General features: G+C 47.3%; 13 protein-coding genes. All 13 read left to right on the top strand.

The window, feature by feature from the left end:
* Positions 1-7 precede the first annotated feature (7 nt).
* The 13 genes from cobJ to AC0YNZ_RS26700 all read left to right on the top strand — a co-directional run bounded on the left by cobJ (position 8) and on the right by AC0YNZ_RS26700 (position 12377).
* Entirely contained in the window at positions 8-1747 is a 1740-nt protein-coding gene (cobJ, locus tag AC0YNZ_RS26760) for a precorrin-3B C(17)-methyltransferase (protein WP_475829563.1), read from the top strand.
* Positions 1748-1781: 34 nt separating this feature from the next.
* A complete protein-coding gene (locus tag AC0YNZ_RS26755) occupies positions 1782-2879 on the top strand; it encodes a sirohydrochlorin chelatase (RefSeq protein ID WP_475829508.1) in 1098 nt (365 codons plus the stop codon).
* 15 nt (positions 2880-2894) lie between these two features.
* Positions 2895-3662: a precorrin-6A reductase gene (gene cobK, locus AC0YNZ_RS26750; RefSeq protein WP_475829507.1), complete on the top strand. Its 768-nt coding sequence runs from the start codon at positions 2895-2897 to the stop codon at positions 3660-3662.
* Positions 3663-3714: 52 nt separating this feature from the next.
* Positions 3715-4365, top strand: coding sequence for a precorrin-8X methylmutase (locus AC0YNZ_RS26745; protein ID WP_475829562.1), 651 nt, complete (start codon positions 3715-3717; stop codon positions 4363-4365).
* Between the two features lie 15 nt (positions 4366-4380).
* Positions 4381-5490, top strand: a complete 1110-nt coding sequence (locus AC0YNZ_RS26740; protein ID WP_475829506.1) for a cobalt-precorrin-5B (C(1))-methyltransferase — start codon at positions 4381-4383, stop codon at positions 5488-5490.
* Complete coding sequence (cbiE, locus tag AC0YNZ_RS26735; RefSeq protein ID WP_475829505.1) at positions 5483-6733, top strand: precorrin-6y C5,15-methyltransferase (decarboxylating) subunit CbiE; 1251 nt, start codon at positions 5483-5485, stop codon at positions 6731-6733. Before AC0YNZ_RS26740 ends, cbiE begins: the two co-directional genes overlap by 8 nt.
* A gap of 2 nt (positions 6734-6735) precedes the next feature.
* Positions 6736-7458: a precorrin-2 C(20)-methyltransferase gene (gene cobI, locus AC0YNZ_RS26730; RefSeq protein WP_475829504.1), complete on the top strand. Its 723-nt coding sequence runs from the start codon at positions 6736-6738 to the stop codon at positions 7456-7458.
* Positions 7458-8252: a precorrin-4 C(11)-methyltransferase gene (cobM, locus tag AC0YNZ_RS26725; RefSeq protein WP_475829503.1), complete on the top strand. Its 795-nt coding sequence runs from the start codon at positions 7458-7460 to the stop codon at positions 8250-8252. The genes cobI and cobM overlap by 1 nt, the downstream gene beginning before the upstream one ends.
* Positions 8245-9354 carry a cobalt-precorrin 5A hydrolase gene (locus AC0YNZ_RS26720; protein ID WP_475829502.1) on the top strand — a complete coding sequence of 370 codons (1110 nt, stop codon included), beginning with the start codon at positions 8245-8247 and terminating at the stop codon, positions 9352-9354. The genes cobM and AC0YNZ_RS26720 overlap by 8 nt, the downstream gene beginning before the upstream one ends.
* Positions 9351-10784, top strand: a complete 1434-nt coding sequence (locus AC0YNZ_RS26715) for a cobyrinate a,c-diamide synthase (RefSeq protein ID WP_475829501.1) — start codon at positions 9351-9353, stop codon at positions 10782-10784. The genes AC0YNZ_RS26720 and AC0YNZ_RS26715 overlap by 4 nt, the downstream gene beginning before the upstream one ends.
* Positions 10753-11310, top strand: a complete 558-nt coding sequence (locus tag AC0YNZ_RS26710; RefSeq protein WP_475829500.1) for a cob(I)yrinic acid a,c-diamide adenosyltransferase — start codon at positions 10753-10755, stop codon at positions 11308-11310. Before AC0YNZ_RS26715 ends, AC0YNZ_RS26710 begins: the two co-directional genes overlap by 32 nt.
* Before the next feature lie 52 nt (positions 11311-11362).
* Positions 11363-11920, top strand: coding sequence for a nitroreductase family protein (locus tag AC0YNZ_RS26705; protein ID WP_475829499.1), 558 nt, complete (start codon positions 11363-11365; stop codon positions 11918-11920).
* Between the two features lie 85 nt (positions 11921-12005).
* Positions 12006-12377, top strand: coding sequence for a (2Fe-2S) ferredoxin domain-containing protein (locus AC0YNZ_RS26700; protein ID WP_475829498.1), 372 nt, complete (start codon positions 12006-12008; stop codon positions 12375-12377).
* Positions 12378-12876: the final 499 nt, after the last annotated feature.

The raw sequence follows: 12876 nt of genomic DNA, 5'->3' as shown, positions 1-12876 counted from the left end.
TGGCATGATGGGAGAGAAAAGAGGAAAGCTGCTTGTCATCGGGTTTGGACCAGGTGCTTTTGAACATATAACGGAACGGGCCCGGAATGCCATACAGGAAAGCGAAGTGGTAATCGGATATAACACGTATGTGGACTTGATCCGGGATCTATTGACCGACCAGGAAATTGTGCGGACAGGGATGACGGAAGAAGTAAGCCGCGCCCAGGAAGCGGTCCGGCAGGCTGAAATGGGCAAAAAGGTTGCCGTCATTTCCAGCGGCGATGCAGGTGTTTATGGCATGGCAGGATTAGTCTATGAGGTATTGATTGGTAAGGGGTGGAAATCTGCTACAGGAGTCGAAATTGAAGTCATTCCCGGCATATCCGCTATCAACTCGTGCGCTTCACTGCTTGGAGCCCCGGTCATGCACGACGCTTGTACGATTAGCTTAAGTGATCATTTAACTCCATGGACCATAATTGCTAAACGCGTCGAAGCGGCAGCTTCCGCAGATTTCGTTATTGCTTTGTACAATCCGAGAAGCGGCCGGCGTACCCGGCAAATCGTGGAAAGCCAGCGGATTTTATTGAAATATCGTTCTCCTGATACGCCTGTCGGATTGGTCAAAAGTGCTTACCGGGACCGGCAGCAGGTAGAGATTACTACGCTGGAACGCATGCTGGAGCATGATATCGGCATGCTGACTACGGTCATTATCGGCAATTCGACGACTTTCTTATATGACGGCCAAATGATTACGCCAAGAGGATATCAGCGGAAATATACGCTTGATACTGCGGAACAAACTCTAAGACCCCATCAGCGGCTGCAAACAGCGGCTGAGCCTTGGTCGCTAAATGCGATGGAAGATGACTGGGAAAGTGAAGAGGAAGAAATAACTTACGAAGATGAATTAGATACGGATGCATCGGGAGACGGCCCGGGCGCTTCGCTATCAGGTGATACCGGATTGCCTCTATCGCAAAGCGATGACAACAAGCCGGAGCATCCATCTGTTCTTGCATTAGAGGCACTGAAAATGCTTGAGGCTAAAGGAATCATTTCAGGAGGATATTTAGGATCTGCAGCCAATCCTGACACATCTAGAAAAAAAGAGATTTTGATATTTGAAGTTGGAGTAGCTCCAGGCATAGCGAACAAGAAGTTTACGGCCCGGCAAATGACGCTGCTCGCGCAAATCGCCGGAGATGAAGGCGAGATGGAGTATACGCCGCACCATCAGATTATTTTACGCGTGCCCACGGATGTTCCTGAAGAAATAGTAGCCAAGCTAAAGGCAGAACAGCTGCTTGTTTCCCCGATCGGCGACGTTTCTCAAATAAAGGCTTGTGATTTTTGTAATTTGGAAAAAGACGAAGCGATTCCTGTTGCAGAGGATCTCCACCGGGCGATTGGCGGGCTCAGAACACCTAAAGAGATTAAGATCGGTTTTAACGGCTGCGGCATGGCTTGCTATGGAGCTGCCCTTGAAGATATCGGCATCGTGTTCCGCAGAGGCGCATACGATTTGTTCCTTGGCGGAAAAACGATCGGACGTAACGCCCATCCGGCGCAATTGGTAGCTGAAGGCATACCGGGGGATCGGATTGTGACTACGGTGGAGAGCATTTTTCAGCAATACGTTCAAAATGCTCATCCCAATGAGCGATTTCATAAGTTTTTTAAGCGTAAAGGAGAAGTTCTCGGCTTTAAATACCGCGAGCAAGCTCAACTGGTTGAGGTTGATCCGTTATGCGGCGATTAATGAGGGACGCAAATAAAATTTAGGAGGTCAAAGAATGGAAGCTATTTTACTAGTCGGGCACGGCAGCCGCGATCCGGAAGGAAATGCGGAGCTGCTGCGTTTTGCGGATACGGTGCGGCAGACGGCTCCGCAATTCGTTATCGAAACTTGCTTCTTAGAATTCGAGGCACCCAATATTTCCAAAGGCATTGACCACTGCGTGGAACTGGGAGCCCATCGTATCGTCGTGGTACCGATTACTTTGTTTGCGGCAGGCCATGCAAAGGTTCATATTCCGGTCGAAATCTGTAATGGAAAAAAACGGTATCCTCATATTGAATTTACATATGGCCGTCCGATCGGCGTTCATCATAAGGTAATCGAAATTTTGCAATCCCGCCTTGAAGAAGCCGGCTTCCCGGCTGAGACCGAAGCCGCGCAAGTTTCACTGCCTGCAGGCGGAGGGTGCGGCAAAGCGGCAATTTTGCGTAATGGGGAGACGGCTGTCCTTGTATTGGGAAGAGGAAGCAGCGATGCCGAAGCAAACGGCGATTTATTTAAAATGACCCGGCTGCTGTGGGAACTGGTTCCCGTGAAATGGGTGGAAAGCAGCTTCATCGGCGTTACCGAGCCTTCTTTCCCGGAGGGGCTGGAGCGTTGTTTACGACTTGGAGCTAAGAAAATTTACGTCCTTCCTTATTTTCTGTTTACAGGTATATTAATAAAACGAATTGAGCAAATGACGGCTGAATTTGCCGCAACACATAAAGAGATAGACATACAGCAGGCAGGGTATTTCGGGTTCCATCCGCTGCTGGTAGAGGTGCTGCTCGACCGGGTAACGGAGGCGATCGAGGGAGAGCCGTTTGTGAGCTGCGATATGTGCAGGGCCGGTCAAGGTCACGATCATGATCACCACCATCATCACCATCACCACGATCACAGTCATGATCACAGTCATGATCACAGTCATGATCACAGTCATGATCACAGCCATGATCACCACCATCATGACCACAGTCATGACCATAATCATGACCACGACCATAACCATGATCACCATCATGACCATCATGCTCATGACCACCATCATGACCACCACAGTCACGACCATGACCATAATCATACGAAGCCATCAGTAGCTAAAGGATAGTCAGGGGGCAGCCAAATGATTTTTATGCTTTGCGGTACAAGTGATGCAAGGGAGCTTGCTGTAAGGATCAAGGATAGCGGTTATCATGTCATGACTTCTGTCGTCACCGAGTCTGCGGCAAAAAGCTTGGAAGAAGCGGGACTGCGGGTCCGTATGGGGCGGCTTACTGCGGATGAGATGACTGGCCTGATCATCGAAGAAGGTTTCGAGGCCATTGTTGACGCGAGCCATCCTTTTGCGGAAGAGGCTCACAAAAACGCGATTGAAGCCGCTAAGAAGGCTAATGTACCTTATATTCGTTTTGAGCGTGCATCACTCGTCTATGGCGACCATCCGAAGCTTACCGTAGTCTCATCCTATGAAGAAGCAGCACTGGAAGTAAAGCAGCGCCAAGGATCTGCCATGCTGACAACAGGCAGCAAAACGCTGCATATTTTTGCGAAGCATTTGATAGGAAATCCGGAAATACGCCTTGTAGCCCGCATGCTGCCGCGGCGTGACAATATGGAGAAATGCGAAGAACTTGGAGTAGAGCAAAAAAATATTATTGCGATGCAGGGTCCTTTTTCACGGGAAATGAATGAAGCTCTTTACCGGCAATACGGAACGACGGTTATGGTGACCAAAGAGAGCGGCAAGACCGGTTCTGTAGATGAAAAAGTAGAGACTGCTTTGCAAATGGGAATTGATGTTGTGTTAATTTCAAGGCCCGAGATTGAGTTTGGATCGGTGTTTACCGACTTTGATGGCGTGATTGGCCAGTTGAAAGAAGCTATCCAATAAAATATGCACGTAAGGTGTTTGTTTTATATTGAAGGAGGGAATCGATATGGATATGGATTTTAAAACAGAATTTAAGCCATTGACTGTACAACCCCAGGAAATTGAAGGAAAAAGCTTTGAGATGATTACGGAGGAATTAGGGGAGCATCCGTTTACAGCTGACCAATATCCAATCGTTCAGCGGGTCATTCATGCTTCGGCAGACTTCGAACTTGGCCGCAGCCTTGTCTTCCATCCAAAAGCGATTGAGGCGGGCATAGAAGCCATACGAAATGGTAAAAAACTAGTTGCCGACGTACAGATGGTTCAAGTTGGCATAAGTAAAGACCGCATTCAAAAGTTTGGCGGAGATGTTAGCGTATATATTTCAGATCCCGATGTTATAGAAGAAGCGAAAAGGCTGAATACTACCCGGGCAATCATTTCCATACGCAAAGCGATTAAAGAAGCCGAAGGAGGCATTTATGCTATTGGGAATGCCCCTACAGCTCTGCTTGAATTGATTCGTTTGATTAAGGAAGGCGTGACGAAGCCGGGCCTTGTTATCGGCATGCCGGTTGGTTTTGTATCCGCGGCGGAATCCAAGGATGAGCTCCGCAAACTGGACATTCCATTCATTACAAATATCGGCCGCAAAGGCGGAAGCACGGTTGTCGTCGCAGCCGTAAACGCCTTATCTATTATGGCTCAAAACCAAAATTAAATTGAAGGTGATCACATGAGTGATTTTAAAGATCCAGAGAAAGATCCCAAAGAGATGCGTCATGGATATACAACAGGCGCTTGCGCAGCTGCGGTGGCCAAAGGCGCTGTAACCATGTTGATCACCGAACAATTCGTATATCAATCAGAGATTTGGCTTCCTGCCGGTTTTTTCCATCAATTTGACTTAATTGAGAGTGAATTTACTGCGGATATGGCGCAATGTGCAACTATAAAGGATGCAGGTGATGATCCGGATGCGACGCATAAGGCGAAAATCGTAGCGACCGTCACTTGGACTGGGGGCAGCGGCATCGAACTCGATGGAGGCGCAGGTGTCGGGCGCGTAACGAAACCGGGGCTTCCGGTTCCTGTCGGTGAAGCGGCGATTAACCCCATTCCCCGGAAGATGATTCTCAAAGAGGTTGAACAGGTGTTAAGCGAATACGGCGTTGACAAAGGTGTGCGAGTCGTAATTGCTGTGCCGGATGGAGAGGAAATAGCGAAGAAGACGTTAAATGCAAGGCTTGGCATTATCGGAGGAATTTCGATTTTAGGCACACGAGGAATCGTGGTGCCTTTTTCCACATCTGCATATAAAGCAAGTGTCGTACAAGCCATTCAGGTGGCCAAGGCAGCGGAATGCAATCACGTTGTACTCACTACCGGAGGCAGCAGTGAAAAATATGCGATGAAGTTAAATCCTGAGCTGAAAGAGGAGTCGTTTATTCAAATGGGTGACTTTGTCGGCTTCTCTTTAAAGCATGCCAAGCGATTAGGAATGAACAAAATCAGTTTGGTCGGGATGATGGGTAAATTTTCAAAAGTCGCGCAAGGCGTAATGATGGTGCATTCCAAAAGTGCGGCTGTTGACTTCGGTTTCTTAGCAGGAGTGGCTAAAGAAGCAGGAGCATCGGAAGAACTGCAGACTTCCATACTGGAAGCTAATACGGGATCGCATGTTTCAGATATTGTCATCGAGGCTGGAATACGCGAGTTTTTCGATAAGTTATGCGAATATGCCTGCCGGCATTCCTTGGAGCATATCGGCGGGGGATTAACAATTGAGACCGTGTTGGTCACAATGAAAGGCGACGTTTTGGGGAGGGCGGAAATCAATGGATAATCGCATCAAAATAATTGGGATCGGTGACAATGGCATGTATGATTTGTCACCTGTTTGTTTGCAATGGGTTCATGAGTCGGACATTCTCATCGGCGGCGAAAGGCATCTTTCTTTTTTTACAGAATACAGCGGACAACGCAAAGTGTTAAAAGGAGGTTTAGCCGCCGTGATTGAGCAGTTGGCTGAGCTTCGTCATCATCAAAAAATAGTCGTATTAGCATCAGGCGATCCATTATTTTATGGTATTGCTAGTTTCATAGCCAAAAAAATAGGTTCGCAGGCGGTAGAGATCCATCCGCATTTAAGCTCGCTGCAGCTGGCTTTTGCAAGAATGGGCGACAGCTGGCAGGATGCGGCTTTTGAAAGTGTTCATGGCCGGCCGATGAAGGGGCTTGCGCAAAAAATCGACGGAAAAGCGAAGATAGCGATCTTAACGGATGAAGAGAACAGCCCTTCGGCGATCGCCCGTTATTTAATAGAGTTCGAAATGAAAGAATATGAAGTGTTTGTAGCGGAAAATCTCGGCGGCGAACATGAAAGGTATGGTTTTTGGACTTTGGAGGATATGCTTCATGCGGAATTCTCGCCTTTGAATGTCGTGATTCTAAGGCGGAAGCCTGACGCTCCTGAACCGCTTAGAGGGTTTGGTATAGAAGATGAGCAATTCCATCAACGAAAACCCGAAAAAGGCTTAATTACCAAAAAGGAAGTTCGAGTACTCAGTTTGTGCGAGATGAAATTGAAAAGTGATAGCGTGGTATGGGATATTGGCGCCGGATCGGGTTCAGTCGCTGTCGAATCTACGAGGTTGGCACCTTACGGCCAAGTGTTTGCCCTTGAAAAAAATGAGGGGGACATGACGAATATTGAAGCGAACCGTAAAAAGTTTCGCACTGATTTTACTGCGATCCATGCAAAGGCTCCTGATGGATTGGATAATCTGCCTGATCCGGATGCCGTTTTTATCGGCGGCAGCGGGGGAGAATTGCGTGAACTTATCCATATATGCTGTACCCGGCTTAAAGAAGGCGGTCGTATTGTGATCAATGCGGCGACAATCGAAACGTTGTCGGCGAGCCAGCAAGCGCTGATTGAGGAAGGATTTACCGTGCGTATATCGCTCGTGCAGATCGCCAGAAGCAAACCAATCCTTGATATGACCCGGTTCGAGGGGCTTAATCCGATCTATGTTATCGTCGGTTTTCGCGGGTCCGATCACATTTCCGGAAAGGAGCAGGAATAATTATGACAACAACAGCGGTTAAGGTTGGAACCTTATATGGTGTCGGTGTAGGTCCCGGAGATCCGGAACTGATTACTGTCAAAGCCTTTCGTTTGATGAAAGAATGTCCGGTAATTGCTTATCCGAAGAAGCGCATGGGAGGCAAATCGTACGCATTAGAAATTGTTGAGCTTTATGTGAATACCAGCGAGAAAGTGATGCTGGGCCTTGTTTTTCCGATGACCAAAGATAAAGCGGCGCTGGACAGGGAATGGAACAAGACCGTATCCCTTTGCTTTGAGCAATTGAAGGAAGGCCGTGATGTCGTGTTTGTCACGGAAGGAGATCCGAACCTGTACAGTACCTTCATTCATATGGCTCGTCTCATGCAAGAGCTGCACCCGGAAGTGCCGATTCGTTCTGTTCCGGGAATTTCTTCTTTCCTCGGAGCGGCAGCGCGTCTCGGGATTCATTTGGCTGACGGCGATGATCAAGTTGCGATCATACCTGCAACGGAGGATCGTGAAGCGATGAAGAAATCCATTGTAGAGCATGATGCGGTTATTTTTATTAAGGTTGCTAAGGTTATGGACATGATGATCGATATATTAGAGGAACTCGAGCTTATAGACCGGGCTTCCGTTGTTACCAAAGTGACCTCTCCCCATGAGCTGGTCTGGCGTAACGTTCGCGAGTTAAAGGGCCAGGATCTTGAATATTTAACACTGATGGCGGTGAGAAAATAATGGAAATGGAAGCGAAGGTTTATATTGTTGGTGCCGGTCCGGGAGATCCTGATCTCATAACGGTTAAGGGCTTGAAAATTATACAGCAAGCAGACGTTGTCCTATACACGGATTCGCTTGTGAATGAAGAACTTATTTCTCGTGCCGGCGAGCATGCACATGTGCTCCAAAGCTCCGGTATGGATTTGGAAGAAATGGTTGTCATTATGGAGAAAGCTGTAGCAGAAGGAAAAAGCGTTGCGCGGGTTCACACAGGCGATCCGTCCATGTACGGAGCTATTTTGGAGCAAATGGTTCTGCTTAAACAACGCGGCATCTCCTATGAGATTATTCCCGGAGTCAGTTCGGTATTTGCGTCGGCGGCAGCACTCGGTGCCGAATTAACGGTTCCCGATTTAACCCAGACGGTCATCTTAACCCGTGCTGAAGGGAGAACGCCGGTTCCTGAGAGGGAAAAGCTTCGCGATCTTGCTTCGCATCATTGTACCGTCGCTCTCTTCCTAAGCGCCACACTCGCCAAGAAAGTCGTGAAAGAATTTCTTGCTGCCGGTTGGTCAGAGGACACTCCGGTAGCTGTCGTTCAAAGAGCGACATGGCCTGATCAGAAAATCGTACGCACAACGCTTAAAAACCTCGATCAGGATTTGCGAGTGGCCGGTATCCGTATGCACGCCATGATTTTGGCAGGCTGGGCGCTTGACCCTACATTGGTAGATCGTGATGAACATCGTTCCAAGCTGTATGATAAGTCGTTTACTCACGGGTATAGAAAAGGGGTTGTCACCAATGACTAAGCCGTTTGTCACCGTGGCTATTACAAAGCATGGAGTTGAAATAGCCCGCAATCTGGCTGATCATTTTCCGGGAACCGATCTCTACTATATGAGTAAATTTGCAAGAGGCGACGAGCAGGAAAAGGGATATCAACTGTTCGAGGGCTCTGTGAAGCTGATACTGCCGGATTTATTCAAAAGATACAGCGGACTAATTATCATTATTTCCCTTGGAGCCGTCGTCCGAATGATTGCGCCGATTTTGGAGGATAAGAAGAAAGACCCTGCTGTCGTCGTCATTGATGACCGCGGTGAGCATGTCATTAGTGTTCTATCAGGCCATCTTGGGGGAGCGAACGAGCTGACACGTGAAGTGGCCAAGGTAATCGGAGCACGCCCCGTCATTACGACGGCTTCCGATGTGCAGCAGACGATACCGGTAGATTTGTTCGGCCGCGCTTTCGGTTGGGAGATTGAGAGTTTTGACAGAGCGACGCCCGTAAGTGCTTCCGTTGTAAACGAAGAACGGGTTGTTGTCGTACAAGAAGCAGGCGAGACGAACTGGTGGACTTATGACAGGCCTCTTCCTTCGCATATCCGCACCTATACAAGCACAAGCGAAGCGATGCAAACGGACTTTGATGCGGCGTTAGTCGTAACGGATCGTTTATTAAATGCGCAAGAAGTCTCGGCACTTCTTCACAATGGCGTTTTGTATCGTCCGAAAACGATTGTGCTCGGTATTGGCTGCAACCGTGGAACGCTGGCCGAGGAAATTGAGCAAACGATAGCGGAAACGCTGTCTGAGCTTCAGTTATCGATCAAAAGTGTACGCAATGTGGCCACAATTGATCTTAAGAAAGATGAGCAAGGATTGCTTGAAGTTTGCGGGAAGTTTAAATGGAAGTTAGACACTTATACACCGGAAGAGTTAAATCAGGTGCAGATAAAAAATCCATCTGACACGGTGTATAAATATACCGGCGCATATGGTGTGAGCGAGCCTGCCGCATTGCTTTCATCAGGGGCGTCAAATTGGCTGTTGGAAAAGCGGAAAAGCGGAAATGTAACGATCTCGGTTGCCCGCATTCCGAACAGCGTTAATGCTGAGGTAACACTATGAATGCCGGAAGAAACAGGATTGTCATTGCAGGAACAGGCAGCGGAGTTGGTAAAACAACGATAACGATTGGTCTGATGGGGGCTTTGAAACGCCGCGGATTGAGCGTGCAAGGCTTTAAATGCGGACCGGACTACATTGATCCTACCTATCATACAGCTGTTACCGGCAGAAAATCGCGGAATCTAGACACGTGGATGCTGTCTCCTGATACGATGCGGGAAATTTTCCTCAGAGGCTCTGAGGGGGCAGATATCTCTGTAATCGAAGGGGTAATGGGTCTTTACGACGGCAAAAATCCTTTAGCGAATACCGGTTCCACGGCGGAAATCGCTCAGCTTCTTCATAGCCCCGTTATATTGATCGTTAATGCGCAAAGCATGGCGCGCAGCGCAGCGGCTGTTGTACTCGGCTATCAAAAGCTGGACGAGCGGGTTCGCATTGCCGCGGTGATCGTCAACAAATGCGGCAGCCAAGGACACTATAAGATTGTCAAATCAGCTATTGAGCAGGAGTGCAAAATTCCTGTTATCGGTTGGCTGGGACGCGATGAGCAGTTAGAGATTCCTGAACGGCATCTCGGTTTGATTCCCGCGATCGAACGCGGTGAATTAACCCCATTTTTAGATCATGCTGCTGATTTGATAGAAAAGGGAATAGATCTCGAAGCAATCGTTTCACTGGCGGAGGAAGTCACTGAATTAAGCTGGCCGGAGAAGCGGTTGTTTACCATGGGCTCACCCAATCTGAGTGACGGTCCGACAATTGCTATTGCGCGTGATGCTGCGTTTAATTTTTATTATCCCGAAAACCTTGAACTGTTGGAGCAAAAAGGTGCCAAACTCATCTGCTTTAGTCCATTGGCGGGTGAGCAGGTGCCTAATGCTGCGGATGGGCTTTATATCGGCGGCGGTTTTCCGGAAGAATTCGCAGCGGAGCTTGCTTCACATGTACATGTCAAAGCAGATTTGAAAGCGCGTATTGGCGGGGGCCTTCCCGTTTTTGCAGAGTGTGGAGGTTATATGTATCTTACCCGTTCGATTACGGACCGTGCAGGAAATAAGCATGAAATGGCGGGGGTGATCCCGGCGGACGTGAAAATGCAAAATAAGCTGGCCGCACTGGGGTATCGGGAAGCAAAGGCTTTAAGCGACTGTATTCTTATGGAACAAGAAGAAGTCATTAGAGGGCATGAATTTCATTATTCTACATTAACGACAGATCAGGAAAATTATCCGTATGTATATGAAACGAAAGGGCTGCGCGGCGCTGGGCAAGAGGGATATCATGCTGACAATCTAATGGCCGGCTATACGCATGTTCATTTTGCTTCGAACCCGAAAGTGGTTGACCGTTTCATCTCATATTGCGGTGAATATCGCAGGAAAAGAGGTTTGGCTGATGGAACAGGCGGAGAGAAGAAAGAAACGTAAGGGATATACTCTTGTTTATACAGGTGACGGCAAAGGCAAAACAACCGCTTCTCTCGGGCTCGCCGTTCGTGCTGTAGGACGGGGCTTTAAAGTACTTATTTTGCAATTTATCAAATCGCCGCAGCGTACATACGGTGAGCAAATAGCGCTATCTAAATTAGGTGTGGATATACGGCAGTTGGGTGTAGGATTCACCTGGACAAAAACGCCGGAAGAACACCGGGACGCTCTGCAAACAGCTTGGACGACTGCGAAACAAGAAGTAATGAACGGTGACTGGGATGTTGTAATTCTGGATGAGATCAATAATGCTCTCGCCATTGAAAAGTTCCCAATCGATGATGTTCTCCCTCTTAATGAAGTAATAGAGCTGATAGAAAAGCGGCCCGCCTACTTGCATCTCGTCCTGACTGGCAGAAACGCTAAAAGTGAGATTATCGAAAAAGCTGATTTGGCTTCAGAAGTACAGGTTGTAAAGCACTATTACAATGAAGGCGTTCCAGCAGTATTAGGCATTGAATATTAATAGATTCAGACATTTATAGAATTTCAACCAAATAAAGGAGGAGTGACGTGTGATGTCTATCATTGAAACATTGAAAAGCCGCAGGGCAGTACGCAATTATGAACCTCACGAAGTAGAAGAGGACAAAATCGCTAAATTACTTGAAGCAGCTACCTGGGCACCAAATGACCGTTTGCGCGAACCATGGCATTACTATGTTATCCGCGGAGAGGCCAAGCAGCGATATCAGAATATGGCGCTGGAATATTTGGAAGAAAGGTTTCCTACAAAACCGAATTTAGTTAATGAGTCACTTACAGTCTTGAAAAACACACCGCTTATCATCGTCGTGACTTCTGATATCATTCCCGGCGACGAAGCATCATCTGAAGATAATGAGTATGCCGTTTGCTGTTCCATACATTCCATGTGGCTTGCGGCAAAAGAGCTCGGACTCGGCTTTGTATGGCGAACGAGAGGAGTCGGGCTTGTACGCGATGAGAGGCTGAACCGTTTTATTGGAAGCCCGGAAAATAAAAAGGTAATTGGAACGATTTTTATCGGCTATTCCTCATCTGAAACACCAATTACGAAGCGAACGTCTTTTACCGAAAAAACAACATGGTTGTGAATATACTTCTCGATTCTAGAAAGAGAGTTCATATAACGGATTAAAATCAAAATGCACAATGCCGAAAGAAAGGGGGGCCGCGAAGATGTTAAGCCAAACCATTAATACAAAGCGCCAAGTTTTAGGCCAGGTTATCATTTGCTCGGGCTGCTGTTGCGGTCGAACGGATAAAGGGAAACCAGCCATTCCTGAAGAATGGTTAAAGAACAACTGGAAACAGGGAGGGCTGCTGCGAACGATTCAACTGACGATTAGCGGTTGTTTGGGGCCATGCGACTTAACAAATGTCATTTCTATTTTAACGCCACAGAAGCAAATATGGCTGGGCGGAATAACTAGCCAAAATCAATATGAAGCGCTGCTTGAGTGGGCGCAATCATCGTCGGATGCCGGCTGTCTTCTTGAGTTACCTGAAATTTTACAAATTCAACAGTTTGAACGCTATAAAACTTCATAATGATGAGGGGATATGTTACTAGGCTTCGATTGTGGGTCCGATTTACCGAATAGATAGACCCCGACGTTATTCATTTTATTCCCGGATACGAAGAAGCTTGAACGATGTGAAAATGACCTGAGGCCGCGGAATCAGGCATTTTCACAGTCTATTCTATTTATAATTGCTAATGCTTGCTCATATTTTCAGTGCTTATATGTACGATCATAATTGCGACTCTACTGGTAATAGTCTTGTGAAGAAGGAAGGTTAATTTTATGACGTAAGGCTAGTGAAAGAAGGGTGGCTAAAATTATTTTTAAAAAACACTTGCAATACTAGACTGATACATGGTATATTCTAATTCCGGCCGAGAGAAACACGCGGACGACAAGCAAAACAAGAGAATCAAACGAAAGAATAGATTGCTCTTTGAAAACTGAACAACGAGTAATAACTGCCTCGCAAATCCTTCGGGATAAGCGAAAAAGCGATAACAAGTAATGAGCAAGTCAAACAC

Source organism: Paenibacillus sp. J2L1-98, assembly GCF_056269405.1.
The sequence above is the reverse complement of the archived record's forward strand: the minus strand, read 5'-3'. Positions and strand labels throughout refer to the sequence as shown.

Bases quoted from the DNA above. Each gene is read 5' to 3' on its own strand.
- cobJ (WP_475829563.1), top strand. From the start codon at position 8: ATGGGAGAGAAAAGAGGAAAGCTGCTTGTCATCGGGTTTGGACCAGGT.
- AC0YNZ_RS26755 (WP_475829508.1), top strand. From the start codon at position 1,782: ATGGAAGCTATTTTACTAGTCGGGCACGGCAGCCGCGATCCGGAAGGA.
- cobK (WP_475829507.1), top strand. From the start codon at position 2,895: ATGATTTTTATGCTTTGCGGTACAAGTGATGCAAGGGAGCTTGCTGTA.
- AC0YNZ_RS26745 (WP_475829562.1), top strand. From the start codon at position 3,715: ATGGATTTTAAAACAGAATTTAAGCCATTGACTGTACAACCCCAGGAA.
- AC0YNZ_RS26740 (WP_475829506.1), top strand. From the start codon at position 4,381: ATGAGTGATTTTAAAGATCCAGAGAAAGATCCCAAAGAGATGCGTCAT.
- cbiE (WP_475829505.1), top strand. From the start codon at position 5,483: ATGGATAATCGCATCAAAATAATTGGGATCGGTGACAATGGCATGTAT.
- cobI (WP_475829504.1), top strand. From the start codon at position 6,736: ATGACAACAACAGCGGTTAAGGTTGGAACCTTATATGGTGTCGGTGTA.
- cobM (WP_475829503.1), top strand. From the start codon at position 7,458: ATGGAAATGGAAGCGAAGGTTTATATTGTTGGTGCCGGTCCGGGAGAT.
- AC0YNZ_RS26720 (WP_475829502.1), top strand. From the start codon at position 8,245: ATGACTAAGCCGTTTGTCACCGTGGCTATTACAAAGCATGGAGTTGAA.
- AC0YNZ_RS26715 (WP_475829501.1), top strand. From the start codon at position 9,351: ATGAATGCCGGAAGAAACAGGATTGTCATTGCAGGAACAGGCAGCGGA.
- AC0YNZ_RS26710 (WP_475829500.1), top strand. From the start codon at position 10,753: ATGGAACAGGCGGAGAGAAGAAAGAAACGTAAGGGATATACTCTTGTT.
- AC0YNZ_RS26705 (WP_475829499.1), top strand. From the start codon at position 11,363: ATGTCTATCATTGAAACATTGAAAAGCCGCAGGGCAGTACGCAATTAT.
- AC0YNZ_RS26700 (WP_475829498.1), top strand. From the start codon at position 12,006: ATGTTAAGCCAAACCATTAATACAAAGCGCCAAGTTTTAGGCCAGGTT.